Origin of the sequence: Staphylococcus saccharolyticus (assembly GCF_900458815.1) — a bacterium.
Taxonomy (GTDB): domain Bacteria; phylum Bacillota; class Bacilli; order Staphylococcales; family Staphylococcaceae; genus Staphylococcus; species Staphylococcus saccharolyticus.
In genome coordinates this window covers 708,104-725,747 of the sequence record NZ_UHDZ01000001.1, presented here as the reverse complement: position 1 = coordinate 725,747, position 17,644 = coordinate 708,104, and the positions used below count along the sequence as shown (strand labels likewise).

Annotated in this window: 21 protein-coding genes and 4 pseudogenes; 1 reads left to right on the top strand and 24 read right to left on the bottom strand. The window is 33.3% G+C overall.

Annotated features, from left to right (window positions below; all coding sequences use genetic code 11):
- Window positions 1-54 precede the first annotated feature (54 nt).
- The 7 genes and pseudogenes from DYE57_RS03400 to DYE57_RS03370 form a co-directional block, all read right to left on the bottom strand.
- Window positions 55-1,731, bottom strand: coding sequence for a lactose-specific PTS transporter subunit EIIC (locus DYE57_RS03400; protein WP_115314117.1), 1,677 nt, complete (start codon window positions 1,729-1,731; stop codon window positions 55-57).
- Window positions 1,732-1,736: 5 nt separating this feature from the next.
- A pseudogene (locus DYE57_RS03395) lies at window positions 1,737-2,033 on the bottom strand (PTS lactose/cellobiose transporter subunit IIA).
- Window positions 2,014-3,016: pseudogene (gene lacD, locus DYE57_RS03390) on the bottom strand (tagatose-bisphosphate aldolase). The pseudogenes DYE57_RS03395 and lacD overlap by 20 nt, the downstream one beginning before the upstream one ends.
- Before the next feature lie 3 nt (window positions 3,017-3,019).
- Window positions 3,020-3,937: pseudogene (gene lacC, locus DYE57_RS03385) on the bottom strand (tagatose-6-phosphate kinase).
- An 11-nt stretch (window positions 3,938-3,948) separates the two neighbouring features.
- Window positions 3,949-4,464: a galactose-6-phosphate isomerase subunit LacB gene (gene lacB, locus DYE57_RS03380; RefSeq protein ID WP_115312868.1), complete on the bottom strand. Its 516-nt coding sequence runs from the start codon at window positions 4,462-4,464 to the stop codon at window positions 3,949-3,951.
- A gap of 8 nt (window positions 4,465-4,472) precedes the next feature.
- Window positions 4,473-4,901: a galactose-6-phosphate isomerase subunit LacA gene (gene lacA / locus DYE57_RS03375; RefSeq protein ID WP_115312867.1), complete on the bottom strand. Its 429-nt coding sequence runs from the start codon at window positions 4,899-4,901 to the stop codon at window positions 4,473-4,475.
- Window positions 4,902-5,259: 358 nt separating this feature from the next.
- Window positions 5,260-5,896: pseudogene (locus tag DYE57_RS03370) on the bottom strand (DeoR/GlpR family DNA-binding transcription regulator).
- A 338-nt stretch (window positions 5,897-6,234) separates the two neighbouring features.
- On the opposite strand from DYE57_RS03370, the gene DYE57_RS03365 reads away from it, so the two are divergent.
- The gene (locus tag DYE57_RS03365; protein ID WP_165417822.1) at window positions 6,235-6,966 is read left to right on the top strand and encodes an NAD-dependent protein deacylase; all 732 of its coding nucleotides are present in this window, start codon (window positions 6,235-6,237) and stop codon (window positions 6,964-6,966) included.
- Window positions 6,967-7,027: 61 nt separating this feature from the next.
- Here the strand turns inward: DYE57_RS03365 and rpsI are convergent, their stop codons facing one another.
- From rpsI to rpsE, 17 genes are all read right to left on the bottom strand, one after another.
- Window positions 7,028-7,420, bottom strand: a complete 393-nt coding sequence (gene rpsI, locus DYE57_RS03360; RefSeq protein ID WP_001829714.1) for a 30S ribosomal protein S9 — start codon at window positions 7,418-7,420, stop codon at window positions 7,028-7,030.
- 19 nt (window positions 7,421-7,439) lie between these two features.
- Window positions 7,440-7,877, bottom strand: a complete 438-nt coding sequence (rplM, locus tag DYE57_RS03355) for a 50S ribosomal protein L13 (RefSeq protein WP_115312865.1) — start codon at window positions 7,875-7,877, stop codon at window positions 7,440-7,442.
- 267 nt (window positions 7,878-8,144) lie between these two features.
- The gene (gene truA / locus DYE57_RS03350) at window positions 8,145-8,939 is read right to left on the bottom strand and encodes a tRNA pseudouridine(38-40) synthase TruA (protein ID WP_115312864.1); all 795 of its coding nucleotides are present in this window, start codon (window positions 8,937-8,939) and stop codon (window positions 8,145-8,147) included.
- Window positions 8,940-8,942: 3 nt separating this feature from the next.
- A complete protein-coding gene (locus DYE57_RS03345; RefSeq protein ID WP_115312863.1) occupies window positions 8,943-9,749 on the bottom strand; it encodes an energy-coupling factor transporter transmembrane component T family protein in 807 nt (268 codons plus the stop codon).
- Window positions 9,739-10,599, bottom strand: coding sequence for an energy-coupling factor transporter ATPase (locus DYE57_RS03340; RefSeq protein ID WP_115312862.1), 861 nt, complete (start codon window positions 10,597-10,599; stop codon window positions 9,739-9,741). The genes DYE57_RS03345 and DYE57_RS03340 overlap by 11 nt, the downstream gene beginning before the upstream one ends.
- A complete protein-coding gene (locus tag DYE57_RS03335; RefSeq protein WP_115312861.1) occupies window positions 10,596-11,405 on the bottom strand; it encodes an energy-coupling factor transporter ATPase in 810 nt (269 codons plus the stop codon). Before DYE57_RS03335 ends, DYE57_RS03340 begins: the two co-directional genes overlap by 4 nt.
- Before the next feature lie 360 nt (window positions 11,406-11,765).
- Window positions 11,766-12,134 carry a 50S ribosomal protein L17 gene (gene rplQ / locus DYE57_RS03330; RefSeq protein WP_115312860.1) on the bottom strand — a complete coding sequence of 123 codons (369 nt, stop codon included), beginning with the start codon at window positions 12,132-12,134 and terminating at the stop codon, window positions 11,766-11,768.
- 16 nt (window positions 12,135-12,150) lie between these two features.
- Complete coding sequence (locus tag DYE57_RS03325) at window positions 12,151-13,095, bottom strand: DNA-directed RNA polymerase subunit alpha (protein ID WP_115312859.1); 945 nt, start codon at window positions 13,093-13,095, stop codon at window positions 12,151-12,153.
- 76 nt (window positions 13,096-13,171) lie between these two features.
- A complete protein-coding gene (gene rpsK, locus DYE57_RS03320; protein WP_049316025.1) occupies window positions 13,172-13,561 on the bottom strand; it encodes a 30S ribosomal protein S11 in 390 nt (129 codons plus the stop codon).
- A gap of 20 nt (window positions 13,562-13,581) precedes the next feature.
- Window positions 13,582-13,947, bottom strand: a complete 366-nt coding sequence (gene rpsM, locus DYE57_RS03315; RefSeq protein ID WP_001829703.1) for a 30S ribosomal protein S13 — start codon at window positions 13,945-13,947, stop codon at window positions 13,582-13,584.
- 22 nt (window positions 13,948-13,969) lie between these two features.
- Entirely contained in the window at window positions 13,970-14,083 is a 114-nt protein-coding gene (gene rpmJ / locus DYE57_RS03310; protein ID WP_001829709.1) for a 50S ribosomal protein L36, read from the bottom strand.
- A gap of 31 nt (window positions 14,084-14,114) precedes the next feature.
- Window positions 14,115-14,333, bottom strand: a complete 219-nt coding sequence (gene infA / locus DYE57_RS03305) for a translation initiation factor IF-1 (RefSeq protein ID WP_001829792.1) — start codon at window positions 14,331-14,333, stop codon at window positions 14,115-14,117.
- 188 nt (window positions 14,334-14,521) lie between these two features.
- Window positions 14,522-15,169: an adenylate kinase gene (locus tag DYE57_RS03300; RefSeq protein WP_115312858.1), complete on the bottom strand. Its 648-nt coding sequence runs from the start codon at window positions 15,167-15,169 to the stop codon at window positions 14,522-14,524.
- Between the two features lie 17 nt (window positions 15,170-15,186).
- A complete protein-coding gene (gene secY, locus DYE57_RS03295; RefSeq protein ID WP_115312857.1) occupies window positions 15,187-16,479 on the bottom strand; it encodes a preprotein translocase subunit SecY in 1,293 nt (430 codons plus the stop codon).
- The gene (rplO, locus tag DYE57_RS03290) at window positions 16,479-16,919 is read right to left on the bottom strand and encodes a 50S ribosomal protein L15 (RefSeq protein ID WP_115312856.1); all 441 of its coding nucleotides are present in this window, start codon (window positions 16,917-16,919) and stop codon (window positions 16,479-16,481) included. The genes secY and rplO overlap by 1 nt, the downstream gene beginning before the upstream one ends.
- Before the next feature lie 16 nt (window positions 16,920-16,935).
- Window positions 16,936-17,115 (bottom strand): 50S ribosomal protein L30, encoded by a 180-nt coding sequence (gene rpmD, locus DYE57_RS03285; RefSeq protein WP_002432330.1) that lies wholly within the window; start codon window positions 17,113-17,115, stop codon window positions 16,936-16,938.
- Window positions 17,116-17,131: 16 nt separating this feature from the next.
- Entirely contained in the window at window positions 17,132-17,632 is a 501-nt protein-coding gene (rpsE, locus tag DYE57_RS03280; RefSeq protein WP_011275137.1) for a 30S ribosomal protein S5, read from the bottom strand.
- Window positions 17,633-17,644: the final 12 nt, after the last annotated feature.

Below are 17,644 nucleotides of genomic sequence, written 5' to 3'. Positions count from 1 at the left end.
GTTGTTGTATAATGCTGCTTCGCCATCTCTAGTTAATTTGATATATTCAGCACCTTATGTTTTAACTAATTTAATACCTAATTTATCAGTGTCTTGTTTAATATCTTCATAATTTGATGCCACTTGTGGGGCTAAAATAATGAGTTGATATTCTTTCATAATATCTACATGCGAGCCATACCCTCCAGCTGCTGCTTTTACTGATACATCATACTCTTTTGCGACTTTGTTTAGAGCATTTGCTAATAAACCACTTGTACCACCACCGGCACACAACACAAGTACATTGATTTGCTCAGTAATTAAATCATTTGTAGCTGTGTTGGTAGATGTTTCGACCGTTGATGAATGAGTTTCTGATGCAGTTGATTCAGAAGCGTTTGTAATAATAGCATCTGCTTTTTTAGTATCAAAATTGGCAGCTACTTTATCTTTTAAATCATTATCAACTTCTACGCGCCCTTCTTCCTCATCTAAGATTTCGCTATCGTATACTTTTAAGAATGGATAATAGATAATAATATCCACAATGATTAAGACAATGGCTAATACAAATGATAATAATACAAATTGTGTACCCATAATAATTCCTAAAGGTCCGGGAGTTGTCCAAGGTAAGTTAATACTAAAACTATTCATTCCGAGTGCATCAACGAAGAACTTGAAAATCCACACATTGACGATTGGCGTTAAAACAAATGGAATAAAGAACACTGGATTGAGTACCAATGGTGCACCAAACAAAATTGGTTCGTTAACACCAAAGAACGTTGGTACTACCGATGCACGTCCAATTGCTTTGTTACGTTTTGATTTCGTCATCCACATAAACATAAATGGAACAACTAAAGTGGCACCGGTACCACCCATTGTTGCGATAAACATTTGAGTACCAGAAGTAATAACTTTATCAGCGTGTTCCCCAGTATGTAATAACTTTAAGTTTGTTTCAACATTGGCATAAGTAATATCTGCAATTGCAGGTTCGATGATTGAAGGTCCATGTATACCAACAAACCAGAAGAAAGCAAACGCTCCAAAAATAATTGTCACACCTATCCATCCATCTGCTGCAGTAAATAGTGGTTCAAAGACTTTCAGTACCTCTTCTGCAACATTCGTTTTAACAGTTGAGTGAATGATTAAATCAAACGCATAAAGTACTAATATAACAATTGAAAATGGAATAATATCTTTGAATACTTGAGAAATGTTAGGTGGTACTTCTTTAGGCATTTTGATAGTGATATTCTTTTTAACACAGAAGTAATAGATAATCACTGTGATAAATGCACTTAAAAAGGTTGTTAATAAACCTTTTGTTCCCATAAATGCACTCAAGAAGCCACCATCTTTAGCTGGATCTGAAGCTAAGAATAAGAATCCACACATTGATACAAGCATGGTTGAGATAAAGTTGATTTGATTCGTACTTTCTAATTTACGATTGTATGAATCTGTTAAAGATTTGGCTGTTGTACCTGCAACAAGAAATGCAACGAGACCCATCGTATAATTGTAAGCTTTCATTAAAATCATTTCCATGTCTTTACTCCATTTAAAGCCAAAGACATTTGGTACATAAGCAATTAATAAGAACAAACTAGAGAATAAGATGACTGGTATAGCTGAAATAAAGCCATCACGAATTGCTCTTAGGTAGATACTTCTAGATAATTTTTCGAAAAATGGTTTTCCCTTTTCTATCTGAGCTATTAATTTCTTCATCAAGCTCATCACCCTCTTTTATATAGTTGTATTAAATGCTTCATTAAATCTTTGAGTAAAATTGTAGTCATTAAGTGATCTTGACCATGCATCATTGTCACGCTATAAGCAATATCATCACCTTGTGCTTCTTTTTGAAGTAAACTCGTTTGTGCACGATGCGCATCAGCAATACATTGCTCTGCTTCCTCAATCAATGAATCAGCTTTGACAAAATCTCCCTCTTGTGCCGCTGTTAAAGCTTCTAGAAACTTAGACCGTGCGTCTCAAGCGTAGGCAACTATTTCAATGTACTTCTTCTCTATTCATGATGTGTTCGTCCCCTGACGTAGCAGTTACTTCAAGAACATTGTTTAATTCATCAATATTTTTAAATCCTGTAGGTACGCAACCATTCTCTAGCTGTATCCTCACCTTGTTCGATATAAACTTGAACCGCACTAGACCAAGTTACTCTACCACAAAGTACACCATTAAATTTAGCACCAGCATCATGTGCAAATTTTAAAGTTTCTTAGAACAACTCTGCGGAAACCCCAGCGCTAAGATAAATATATGATAAGTGCGTTGAAGCATCTTGATATTTAAAGTATGGTGCTGCTGCTTCTTTTGAATAAACAACTTTACCCTTAGCAAACCCTTCAACATATTTCATGTTAACTGGAACTTCTACTTTTAAAACATCAACATTGAAGCGTTCTTCAGAAAATAATTTCATAGCTTCATTAACCTTTCTTGGTTTAACTTTGGCAAATTCAACACTACTATTATCTGGAATATTATCATCATATGTTAAGACTTCTAAGAAGAATGGTATGTCTTCAGCGACACATTCTGAACCAATACGTTCAATATATGCTTTCTTCTGAATGTTAATCTCTTCAGCGTCATCAACATCGTAATATAGTAAAAATTTAACTGCGTTTGCACCTTGTTCTTTAAGACGCTTTGCAGACCAATCAACTAAACAGTCTGGTAATCGTCCTTTCGCATTGACGTCATATCCTGTTTTTTCATATACAAGTAATAAATCACAATCGTTATTACTTGCTTCTGATGCTGGCAATCCATATTCTGGATCTAATAAAATTGATGAAGCATATTGCGTTAACTCCTCAGAAACTAATACTTTTAAGCGTTCTATTTGTTCTACTGTCGGATCTTCTGATTGGTGTTTAGCCATCATCCGTTTTAAAGCCCCACGTTGGTCAAATGCTAATGCAGAAATAATACCTTTATTATTACTAAGCTGTTCTATTGATGTCGTTTTTTGAGTTGTTTTCACCATTTTTTACACCTCTATGATTTCAATTTGATCAAAAAGTTTCTCGTAATTAGATTTATTCACATAACCAGTTTGTTCCTCTTGAGCGTTTAACATCCCTAATGTGTTAGCTTTTTTCAGCAAATCTTCATCTGTTTCATGATTGACGATTGCAGAAGCTATTCCAGCTACCGTAGAATCACCAGAACCAACGGGGATTAATCACTTCAATTGAAGGAATATTGACTTTATAAAATCGTTGGTTATGTCTAACGAATGCACCATTAGCGCCTAACGAAACGATAATCCATTCGACTCCATTAAATAATTCACTTGTAGTTGCTTGCTTTAGTTCGTCTACTGATTCATGAATAGTTATTGCTAATAATTGTTAGGTTTAACAACAGTTGGTTTATTACTATTCTTAAGTGCTGCTTTGAGCGCTAAACCTGAGCAATCAAGTACTGTCGGTTTATTATTTGTGCTACAGATATCGATAATTTTTAAATAGTAATTTGTATCAAGACCGTCAGGAAGGCTTCCAGATATAACAACGCATTTTTCCTTAATAATTAAGTGTTTTAAATGGTTTATAAATCCATTTGCCTCTTCTCTACTAACAGTTGGACCTTTTTCTAATATTTCTGTTTGATTTCTGCTATGTAATATAGCGATACAATTACGGGTTTCACCTTTAATTTGATAAAATGAGTGTGAAACTTCATGTTCATCGAGTTTACTTTCAATAAATTCTCCTATTTTACCACCAATAAATCCTGTAGCTAAAACATTCTCATTAAGTTGATCCAACACTCTTGTAACGTTAAGCCCCTTTCCTCCAGCTGTTTTACTTACTTGACTTACTCTATTTATTGTATTGATGTGTAATTCTTCTAGTGGATAAGAAATATCTACTGACAGATTGAGTGTTAAAGTTAATATCATGATTATCTTCCTCAATCGTGGTACTCGCCTTTATCCCACTTTTCTAAAAATTCATCAAAGAAATGTGGATTATTTTGATTAGCGTTATGACTTTCAAGATGTTCAATTTTGGCAATTAACTTTTTATTTTTTTTAGTAGATTTATATTCAGCTTTAATAAATGCATCAACGATATCGAAGATAAAGAGTTCTCCAGATACTTTACCGCCGAAACTTACAACGTTCGCATTTAATTCTTCTTTTGAATAAAGGGCTGATGTCATATCACGTACTAATGCAGTTCTAACTCCTGACACTTTATTTGCCGCATTACTAATACCTACGCCAGTACCACAGATACAAACTCCTAAATCTGCTTTGCCACTCGCAACTTTTTCATCTACTTTTTTACCAAAAATGGGATAGTGTGTACGTGTGAAATCGTAAGTACCTACATCAATGACCTCATGACCTTGTGCTTTTAAATGTTGTGAAACTTCCATCTTTGTATCAGTAACAATATGATCGCAACCTATAGCAATTTTCATTCCTCCAATTAACACATTTTATTTAACATATATACACGGATTTGGTGACGTCCACCATCGTAATGACCATTCACAAATTCTTTAGCTACATTTTTAGCTAATGTATCTCCTACAATTTCAGATCCCATCGTAATCATGCGTGCATTATTATGACTTCGTGTCATATAAGCCGAACGTTCTTCTGAAACTTCCGCTGCAATCATGCCTTTAATTTTAGTAGCAACAATAAAACTTCCTTCGACATATGCATCTATAGCAATTCCTAAGTTTTCATCAGATTTTTGTACTTCTTTAGCTACTAACACTGTTGAATCAACAAAATCTAAATCTTTTCCCTCTGTGACATCTAAAATATCATTATCATTTTCTTCCAAGTAAACTTTAATTAAGTCTTTTAAGCATTTGCCGTCTACATCTGATCCAATAATAATCGTCATAATAAGTCTCCTTGTGAATTAATTTTGAAAGCACATATGTTTCAAAATAGAAAAGCGCTTTCAATTAACTATGTTTAAATTCAAACATTTTATGAATTTATGTTTATTTAAACTTTTGAATCCAACAAAAAAGAAGTGAGATCGAATTCATTCTGAATTCGTTGTCTCACCCTAGTGAAGTAACCCCAACTTGCTTTGTTTGTTGAATTTCTATATGAAATTCTCTTTGTTAGAACCCCAGACTATACTTAAAAAGCTTGATATAAGCGTATTTTTAAGACTTTTAACTACTGTGAAAACCTTAAAGAGCCTGTAACATACTATTTATGTCACAGGCTCTTTATAGAATTAATTTACTTTAACTGATAACTTCAACATACGATTCTATTCGTTCTTTTTTCTCTAAATCTTTGTTATCCATTAAGACTGCATTCAATTCTTTAAGGTCACAAAATGAAGAAAAATCATCTTTACCAACTTTAGATGAATCAATAAGTAAATATTTTTCAAGTGAGTGATTTAATGCTATTTGTTGTGTATAAGCTTCATCAATTAACGAAGTCATTGCAAGACCGTCTTTAACACCATTACTACTAAACCTTAATTGTTCTAATAATTGGTTTGTCATTTCCCCAACAATGCTTCAGTTAAATCACGCATTTCTCCTCCTAATAAGTAAACTCTAAAATGTAATGATTGTTTTTTCATTAATATTTTAAACACTAGTAGACAATTCGTTATGACTGTAAGCGTATGATGACTGCTTTCTTTGCTATATATCTCTTTTCTTCCATATAATGTGTATGTTTCTCCTGATGAGACATCTCTTTGTATTGAAAAGCTGAATTACTTCTAGCACCTCCATGTATTTTCGTAAGGACACCTTTCTCTTCTAGTTCTGCTAAACGACGACGTACAGTCATATCAGATACATTTAAATCTTCAACAATTTCATTTGTTCTTACAGTTCCTCTTTTGTTTACTAATTTAGTAATTTAATCTAATCTATCATATTTATTCATTTCTTTTTCACTTCCTACATTTCATTATAAAAAATGTGTTTCTTTATTAATTTTATATAAATAACTAGTGTCTAATATTTTTCTAAAAATGAGATAGTTACTTTCTTTCAATAACACTATATGATTTAAAATTATACTTTAAATAGCTTGAATTTTTATTTAGAATAATACATTTTCAATAAATAGTTAAAAATGTTTATCGTCTTCACTTTAAATCATAACATGCATTCTTTAATAATAAATTATAATAAGCATGTGAAAAATCATTTTCAAGTTAGTTCAAATAAGAAAATACTAATGAGGTGAAAAAAATGGGGAATGAAGTTCAACAATTGAAACATATTATCGACGATTCTAGTAAAATAGTCTTCTTTACAGGTGCAGGTGTTTCAGTAGCAAGTGGTATTCCAGACTTCCGTTCAATGGGCGGTCTTTTTGATGAAATTTCAAAACAAGGTCAGTCTCCAGAATATTTACTAAGTATTGATCATTTACACGATGATAAAGAAAGCTTTATTGATTTTTATCATAAAAGACTTTTAATAGCTGATAAAAAACCAAATGTAGTACACCAATGGATAACTCAGTTGGAACAACACCATAAATCTTTAGGTGTCATTACACAGAATATTGATGGCTTACACGAAGATGCAGGTAGCCATTATATAGATGAATTACATGGCACTCTTAATCGCTTTTATTGTATTAACTGTTATAGTGAATATTCAAAATCGTATGTAATGAATCATCATCTTAAATACTGTGAAGAATGTGGTAGTGTAATTAGGCCAGATATTGTTCTTTATGGTGAAATGCTAAATCAAAAAACTGTATTCAAAGCATTAGAAAAAATTCAAAAAGCCGATACACTTATCGTGTTAGGTTCATCACTTATAGTACAACCTGCTGCTGATTTTGTTTCAGAATTCAAAGGTGACAACTTAGTTATTATCAATAGAGATCCAACCCCATATGATTATGCTGCTAAATTAGTTATACACGATGATATGACAAAAATTATTAAAGAAATTATAAAACATTAGTATAAAGAAAGATAGTGCAAGAAAAAGCACTATCTTTCTTATTTTTGTTAGTTCGCCAAAATTAACGTTTTGAGAATTGTGGAGAACGACGAGCTTTTTTAAGACCTGGTTTTTTACGTTCTTTCATGCGTGGGTCACGAGTAAGTAATCCAGCGCGTTTTAAAGAACCTCTGTATTCTGGATCTGCTTCTAATAAAGCACGAGCAATACCATGACGGATAGCTTGAGCTTGTCCAGTGAATCCACCACCATGAACGTTTACTAAAACGTCATAGTTACCTTTAGTTTCAGTAACATCGAATGGTTGATTTAAGTCTAAGATTAATGATTCGAATGGTAAGTAGTCACGTACGTCACGTTCGTTAACAGTAATGTTACCTTCACCTGGTACTAAACGTACACGTGCTACTGAGTTTTTACGACGGCCTGTGCCTTTATATTCAACTTGTGCCAATGTAATTTCCTCCTTCTAATTAACCACGTAACTCGTAGTTTTCTGGTTGTTGTGCAGCGTGTGGATGTTCAGCGCCACCATATACAAATAATTTTTTACCTTGTTTTTCACCTAAGCGTGTGCTTGGTAACATACCTTTGATAGAAGTTTCTAATAAACGTTCAGGATTTGTTCTTCTTAATTCACCAGCAGTGATTGCTTTTAAGCCACCTGGATGATTTGAGTGACGATAATAAATTTTATCTTGTTCTTTATTACCAGTAAATTCGATTTTAGATGCATTAATAATGATTACATAATCACCAGTATCAACGTGTGGTGTATAAGTTACTTTATTTTTACCGCGTAAGATAGCAGCTACTTCTGATGATAAACGACCTAATGTTTGGCCTTCAGCATCAATAACGTACCATTTGCGCTCAATGTTTGATTCATTTGCCATAAATGTTTGACGCATAATAATTGTCCTCCTAAAAACAAATGCTTTGCTTATGATTGTTGTGATGATAAATCACATTCGAACCTATGACTATCTCATTTCCAATCTTAATTATTGTTACGATTAAAAGCGTAAGATTTCATTTATTTTAATAACTGTTGTTCTACTTTGCTTATATATTTTGTAACACAATAAGTTTCCGGGGCTTATCGCGGGGTGATATAAAATAATACCGTTAATAATCTTATAATTTCATACTGTTTTTGTCAATGACAATTAATCATTTTACAATGATTTTTTATAGTGTATCTTAATGTGATTTCCAAAGTCTTTTTGTAAGTCTTTTGGGAATAAATATATTTTCTCTAAATATAAGCCTTCCGCAGGTGCCGTAAATGGCACATTATTTCGATTTTTCTCACCTATAAGTTTTTTCACTTCATCAGGTCGACGTTTTCCCTTTCCAACCTCAATTAAAAACGCTACAAGTACACGAACCATATTATAGAGAAATCCTGAACCTGTAACTACATAATCAAATCCTTGAATGGTAGGAACTATTTCACTTTGATACAAAGTCCTTACCTTACTTTCAACTTCAGTTTTCTGAGAACAAAAACCAGTAAAATCATGAGAACCTATAAATTGTTGAGCTGCTTCATTCATTTTTTCAAAATCTAAATCTTCTTTTATAAATGTTTCAAGACCACTTTTAAAGGGGTTACGATGTTTACCTTGATAAACTTTGTAACGATAACGTTTTCCCACACAATCATATCGGCAATGGAAATTTTTATCTACCGTTTGCACACTTATAACATAAATATCATTAGGTAAAGCGCTATTCATCGCATATTTCCATCGTTGATTGTCTATTTGCAATTCAGTATCAAAATGAAAATATTGCTGATATGCATGCACTCCCCTGTCTGTTCTGCTTGACGGATGGATTCTAACATGATGTTTATGTATTCGTTTAAGTATCTTTTCAAATTGTTGTTGAACGGTACGACCTTGTTGTTGAATTTGGAATCCTAAAAATTGGTTTCCTTGATAAGCAATTTCAACTAAAATTCGCAATGGTTACACTCCTGAGAATTTAATAATAAATAAAAGTATTCCAATGGGTAATAACAAAGTAATTGTAATAGTATCTTTTAATTTCCATTGTAACAATCTGTAACTTGTCCGTTTCACATTCATATCATATCCTCTAACCTCCATAGCAATTGCTAATTCTTCCGCTCTTTGAAATGCAGAAATAAAAAGCGGAATCATCAGAGGAATAAAGGCTTTGATTCTTGTCATTAAACTTCCAGAGCTTATTTCTGAACCTCTAGATTTTTGTGCTAAAATAATTTTTTCTAATTCATCCATCAATGTTGGTATAAACCTTAAAGATATAGACATCATCATACTTAATTGGTGTACAGGTACCTTTACCACTTTTAATGGCGCAAATAACCTTTCAAAAGCATCTGTTAAATCAATTGGACTAGTGGTTAATGTCATAATTGTTGCAATCATAACAATTAAAATCAGTCTTAATGATATATATATACCTTCGATGATTCCATTTGATTCAATTGTTATAAATCCAAAGTGTAAAAGAACCTCTCCACCACTAGTAAAGAGAATATGCATTATAAATGTAAATATTAAGAAGAAAAATATTGGCGTTAATCCTTTCATTAAAAATCCAAAAGGTATTTTCGCTAATTTCATAAAGATTAAAATTAATACAAATAGCCAAGCATACGTTCCGAATGAATGACAAAAGAATATTAGAATAATGAAAAAGAAAACAAATATAAGCTTAGCTCTAGGATCAAGATGATGAACAACAGATTGTGTAGGTAGATAACGACCAATGATCAATTTATTTTTCATTGCGCCACTCCTTATACATTTCCACAAATTCTTCTTCATTCAAAGCTAATTTTGGTAGGGATATGTTGTATTTATTCTCAAAATCTCTTTGTAGCTTTATGGTTTTAGGCAGATTAATGTGCCAATTTATTAACTTGTCTACTTGTTTAAATAAAAATCTTGGTTCTGCTTGTTCAACCACTTTACCTTTATTTAAGACAATAATTTCATCAGCATATCGCGCTACATCATCCATATCGTGTGATACGAGAATAATTGTTTTATTTTCCTCTAATTGAATACGTTTAATTAAAGACATAATTTGATTTTTGCTTCTAGGATCTAACCCAGCTGTCGGTTCATCTAAAATAATAATTTTAGGATCTATAGCTAATATTGATACAAGCGCAACTTTTCTCATTTGACCGCCAGACATTTGAAATGGTGAAAGAGACATGACTTCTCTAGAGAATCCTAAATCAATGAATAATTGAAAAGCTTTATTTTTTACTTTTTCTAAGTCCATATTAAAATTTTTAGGTCCAAATTCTATTTCTTTTTCTACACTATCTTCAAATAATTGCGATTCTGGAAATTGAAAGACTATACCAACGTATTGACGTATATTTTTTAAATATTTATCTTTTGTTTTATTAGTTATTTCTACACTATCAATATTGATTGATCCATCCGAAGGTTTTAATAAAGCGTTTAAATGTTGAATTAAAGTAGACTTACCACTACCTGTTTGACCAATAATTGCATAATACTTTCCTTGCTCAAACTTTAAGGTAATGTCTTCAATTGCTTTATATTCATATGGCGTCCCCTTTTGATAGGTATAACTCACATGGTTTAAACGTATACTCATAATAGTTTTAATAGTCCTTCATAAGATACAAAAGATGAATCTAACCCTAAAAGTTGATTTATTTTTAATGGAAAAGGTAAGTTCAATCCAATAGCAGTTAGTTCATCAGCATACTTAAATATTTCTTGCGGTCTCCCTTGTTTAAATACTGATCCTTTATTCATAACAATGACGTTATCAGCGTCCATAACTTCATCTAACTCATGGGTGATTGAAACGATTGTTACATCATTTTTGTCTTTTACTTCTTTCACAAGATTTAATAATGCGATTTTCCCCTTTGGATCAAGCATAGTTGTTGCTTCATCTAGTATAATCATATCTGGATTAAGTGCCAATACTCCTGCTATTGCAACACGTTGCTTCTGACCTCCTGAAAGAGATTGAGGTTCATAGTCAGCTTTATCTAACATATCAACCTCATATAAAACTGTATCGACTATGTTAATCATTTCATCATGAAGAACTTGATGATTTTCAAGTCCAAAAGCAACATCAAATTTCACAATGGAGCCCACAAATTGATTGTCCGGATTTTGAAATACGATGCCTATGTGTTTTCTAACCTCGTGCTGGTTAGATGAATCTACAGTATTTCCTTTGAAGAGGATTTTTCCTTCACTGGCTTCTTCTACCCCTACTATTAACTTTGCAATAGTAGACTTACCAGATCCATTATGACCAACAATTGAAGTCCATTGTCCTAAAGGTACTGTAAAAGAAACTTGATTTAATGTGAAAGCAGCATCACTTTGGTATTGAAATGATACATTTTGAAATTCTATTATGTTGCTAAGCTCCTTCACATTAAACACTCCTCATTTTTAATATTTTATATTACTCTAATATTTTACAATAATTCAATTTGTCTGTATATCGGATATGTATGAATAATACATTTTAACATTAAGTTATCAAAAAAAGCTATAGCATAACTGACTATAGCTTAAATAAAAAAGCGCGCACCCCATCAAAATGTTGAGTTCACGCTTTAAAAAATATTAAGTTAGATGGGGTACTCTGAGCTAGACAATATTTGTATGTGGCAAACATTATCATTGCACTCATTTGCTTTATATATAAGTAGTAAGTGTATTTATTAAGGTGAAGAGTTAGAATAAACAATCTAGTTCATAAAAACTAGATTAAAGCCCTACTCTTATATATTAAACTAATTCAATAAATACTGATTCAGCACCGTCACCACGACGTGGGCCTACTTTAAGGATACGAGTGTAACCACCTTGACGTTCATTGTAACGTTCAGCGATTTCACCAAATAATTTTTGAAGAGCTGTTTGAGTTGAGTCATCTTCATTTAAGATTTCAACGTTACGTATAGTTTTAGCTGCATTACGGCGAGAAGCTAAGTCCCCTTTTTTACCTAGAGTGATTAACTTCTCTACGATACTGCGAACTTCTTTAGCACGAGCTTCTGTAGTTTCAATACGTTCACTAACAATAAGTGAAGTAGCTAAGTCACGTAACATTGCTTTACGTTGATCAGAAGTACGACCTAATTTTCTATAACCCATGAGTTAACCTCCTTTATCAATCTTCTTTTCTTAATCCTAATCCTAAATCTTCTAATTTATATTTTACTTCTTCTAAAGATTTACGACCTAAATTACGCACTTTCATCATGTCAGCTTCAGATTTATCAGCTAACTCTTGTACAGAATTGATTCCTGCGCGTTTTAAGCAGTTATAAGAACGTACAGATAAGTCTAATTCTTCAATAGACATTTCAAGTACTTTCTCTTTTTGATCTTCTTCTTTTTCAATCATGATTTCAGCATTTTGAGCTTCATCAGTTAGACCTACAAAGATATTCAAGTGTTCAGTCATTATTTTAGCTGCTAATGAGACTGACTCTTGTGGTGTGATTGAACCGTTTGTCCAAACATCTAAAGTTAATTTATCAAAATCACTACTTTGACCTACACGTGTATTTTCAACTGTATAGTTAACACGTTCTACAGGTGAATATAGTGAATCAACAGGAATTACACCAATTGGTAAATCACTAGTATTATTTTGTTCAGCTAATGCGTAACCTCTACCCTTATTAGCAACAAGACGCACTTTAAGATGTCCACCTTTAGACACAGTTGCGATTTTAAGTTCTGGATTTAAAATCTCAACATCACTGTCGTGAGTAATGTCACTTGCAGTAACTTCGCCTTCATCTTTAACATCGATTTCTAGAGTTTTATCTTCTTCAGAGTAAATTTTTAATGCGATTTTCTTAATGTTCATAATAATAGTTGAAACATCTTCAACAACATTATCTACTGCTGAGAATTCGTGTAAAACTCCTTCAATTTCAATGTATTTAACGGCTGCACCTGGTAATGAAGATAGTAGGATACGACGTAAGGAGTTTCCTAGTGTAGTACCATAGCCACGTTCAAGTGGTTCAACAACGAATTTACCGAATTTAGCATCTTCACTAACTTCAATTGTCTCAATTCTAGGTTTTTCAATTTCTATCATTTACAAATATCCTCCTTAAATACGTCGACTAGATTTAAACTGTTTGCTCAGTGACCTGTAACAATACAATCATAAATTAGACGCGACGACGTTTTGGCGGACGACAACCATTGTGTGGTACTGGAGTAACGTCTCTAATTGCAGTTACTTCTAGTCCTGCAGATTGTAATGCACGGATAGCTGATTCACGGCCTGGACCAGGTCCTTTAACTGTTACTTCTACTGTTTTCAAACCATGTTCCATAGCTGATTTTGAAGCTGTTTCTGAAGCCATTTGAGCTGCAAATGGAGTTGATTTTTTAGATCCTTTGAATCCTAATGCACCAGCTGATGACCAAGATAATGCATTACCGAATTCATCAGTGATAGTTACGATAGTATTATTGAATGTTGAACGGATGTGTGCTACTCCATTTTCAATATTCTTTTTCACTCTACGTTTACGAGATGCTTGTTTACGTGCCATTATTTTGCCTCCTTTACCTATTATTTTTTCTTGTTAGCTACTGTCTTAACTGGGCCTTTACGTGTACGTGCATTGTTTTTAGTTTTTTGTCCACGAACTGGTAAGCCACGACGATGACGAATTCCACGATAAGATGAAATTTCCATTAAACGTTTAATGTTTAAGTTTTGTTCACGACGTAAGTCACCTTCTACTTTGTATCCATCTACAACTTCACGGATACGACCTAATTCGTCGTCAGTTAAATCTTTAACGCGTGTATCTGCTGATACGTTTGCTTCTTCAACGATTTTATTAGCAGTTGAAGTACCAATACCATATACGTATGTTAATGAGATAACAATGCGTTTTTCACGTGGGATATCCACTCCTGCAATACGTGCCATATTAAATTACACCTCTCTTTTATTAACCTTGTCTTTGCTTGTGCTTAGGATTATCACAAATTACCATTACTTTACCTTTACGTTTAATGACTTTGCATTTCTCGCAAATTGGTTTTACTGATGGTCTTACTTTCATTTTTATACCTCCCTATATTATGGAGTGACGATTATTTATAACGATAAGTTATTCTACCACGCGATAAATCATACGGAGACATCTCAACAGTTACTTTGTCGCCAGGTAGAATACGAATGTAATTCATTCTAATTTTACCACTTACATGTGCTAAAATCTCATGACCATTTTCTAATTCTACTTTAAACATTGCATTTGGTAAAGTATCTAATACTGTACCTTCTAATTCAATTACATCTTGTTTAGCCATTGATTAACTTCCCCCTTCTTGCAATAGTAAGGTAATCGTCAATAGACAACTTAACGATACGAATCTATTCGTGATTAAATAATATAAGTTTAACAAAAATACGGGAATTAACTATCGTTATTTGTCACTCATTCTATTCAATTTTCTCTAATATTCACTACAAAAATAGATCGTAAAGCGTTGATCTATTACAAATGATTTAAGATACCAATGACATCATCAGTTACTTTTTCGATATCCTTTGAACCATCAATGTTTTTCAAAACACCTTTATCATTGTAATACTCTAAAATAGGTTTTGATTGTTTAACATTAACGCTCAAACGATTTGATACTGTTTCTGGATTATCATCTTCACGTTGATATAACTTTCCACCATCGATATCACAGATACCATCAACCTTTGGAGGATTAAATACAAGATGATATGTTGTACCACATTTTTCACAGATACGACGACCTGTAAGACGATTCATTAATTCTTCCTCAGGAACTTCAATATTGATGACAACATCAATGTCTCTATCGAGCTCAGACATGATTTGATTTAATGCCTCAGCTTGTTCAATTGTTCTTGGAAAGCCATCTAGTAAGAATCCTTTTTTGGCATCGTCTTCCGAAATTCTTTCTTTAACGATACCTACAGTAACTTCATCAGGAACTAATTCTCCACGATCCATGTATGATTTAGCTTCTTTACCTAAATCTGTCTCATCTTTAATCGCTTTTCTGAACATGTCGCCAGTAGAAATATGTGGTATTGGGAATTTCTTAACAATTTCACTCGCTTGAGTTCCTTTACCTGCGCCAGGTAAACCCATTAAAATGATATTCATAAATGCCCTCCTACAAATTATCTACCACCAAAGCCTTTATATTCTTTTTGAGTCACTTGTGCTTCTAAAGTTTTCATAGTTTCTATTGCAACACCGATAACGATTAAAAGACTTGTACCACCAATCTGTATTGATTGTGGTAATCCCATAAATTTTGTCGCAATAATCGGTAAAATTGCTATTGCTGCTAAGAAAATAGAACCTACAAATGTTAGACGATAAAGTACTTTAGTAATATATTTTTTGGTTTGTTCACCAGGTCTAATACCTGGGACATAACTACCTTGTTTTTTTAGATTGTCAGCCATTTTTTCAGGATTAACTTGAACAAATGCATAGAAATATGCAAAAGCAATAATTAATACAACATAAACAATCATTCCAATATTACTTGAAGGATTGGCAGTATCAGCAATATTCTGTGCCCATTCTGCTTTAGGGAAGAATAAAGTTAAAGTCCTTGGTAACAAGAAGAACGCCATCGCAAAAATTACTGGAATAACACCGGCCGAATTAACTTTTAAAGGTAGATAAGTTGCTTGTGAACCTAATCGTTGAGCAGATTGTTTCTTTGCATATTGAATTGGAATTTTACGTTTGGCTTCAAGTACAAAAATTGCTCCAATAGTTAGTAAGATTAATGAAACGACTAATCCAACAATTTTTAGCCAAGCCAATGAATTATCATCTTGGCCTACAAAAACTGATTGTGCAAATTGCTCGATGCTTGAAGGCAAAGTAGATAAAATACCAGCAAAGATGATAAGAGAAATACCATTACCAACACCAAACTGAGTGATTTGGTCACCAAGCCAAATTAAGAACGCTGTTCCTGCTGTTAAAACAACTGCAATCAATAAATAACTCATAACTGATTTTTCCATAATCAGTTGCCCTTTGAGATAATTATTGAATTGGAATGCCATACCTATTGATTGAATAAAAGCTAGAATAATAGCGAAATAACGTGTTACATTATTAATTTTTCTTCTACCCATTTCACCTTGTTTAGCCCACTCTGTGAACTTAGGTACAATATCCATTTGCAATAACTGCATAACAATGGATGCAGTGATGTAGGGCATAATTCCCATAGCAAATATAGAGAAACGTTTCAAGGCACCGCCACCAAAAGTATTCAATAACTCAGTGGCACCTTGAGAACCCTGTGGATGATTAAATGCTTCAGGATTAACTCCTGGAGCTGGAATATACGTTCCTACTTTAAAAATAACTAACATTGCTAGAGTGAAGAAAATCTTGTTACGCACTTCTCTTGTTGTAAAGAAACGCACAAGCGTTTGAAACATTAGATCACCTCGTGTGCTCCACCTTTTGAATCAACAGCTTCTGCTGCTGAAGCTGAGAATTTATGAGCTTTCACTGTTAATTTTTTATCTAGTGAACCATTACCTAGTACTTTAATACCAGACTTTTCATTCTTAACAACACCAGATTCTACTAATAAAGCTGGAGTTACTTCAGTACCATCTTCAAATTTATTAAGTTGGTCTAAGTTAACAATAGCATATTCTTTACGGTTAATGTTAGTGAAACCACGTTTTGGCAGACGACGGAATAAAGGTAATTGTCCACCTTCGAATCCTGGTCTTACTTTGCCACCTGAACGTGCTTTTTGACCTTTTTGCCCACGACCACTTGTTTTACCGTTACCAGTTGCAGCACCACGACCTACACGATTACGTACACGACGTGATCCTTCAGCTGCTCTTAACTCATGTAATTTCATTTCGACACCTCCTTAATTATTTTTCTTCAATTGTTAATAAATGCTTAACTTTGTTAATTTGCCCACGGATTGCAGGGTTATCTTCAACAACTACTGAACTATTAGTTTTTTTGAGACCTAATGCTTCAACAGTTTTACGTTGTGTTTCAGGACGACCAATAACACTACGAGTGAGGGTAATTTGTAATTTAGCCATAACTTATTTTCCCTCCTTAATTGTATAATTCTTCTACAGATTTGCCACGTAATTTAGCAACATCTTCTGCATTTTTTAAGTTTTGTAAACCATTGATAGTCGCACGAACCATATTAATTGGAGTATTTGAACCAAGTGATTTGCTTAAGATATCAGTAATACCTGCTAATTCTAATACGGCACGAACTGGTCCACCAGCAATAACCCCAGTACCAGGTGCAGCCGGTTTCATAAATACGCTACCTGAACCATAGCGACCTGTAATAGTGTGTGGAGTTGTACCTTCAACACGTGGAACAACTACTAAATCTTTTTTAGCAGCTTCTACAGCTTTTTTGATAGCTTCAGGTACCTCTTGTGCTTTACCAGTACCGAAACCTACACGACCATTTTTATCACCTACAACTACTAATGCAGTGAAACGGAAACGACGACCACCTTTTACTACTTTAGCAACACGGTTAATCGTTACAACGCGTTCTTCAAATTCTTTAGTTTCTTCTTCTCTACGAGCCATGAATGTGTCCCT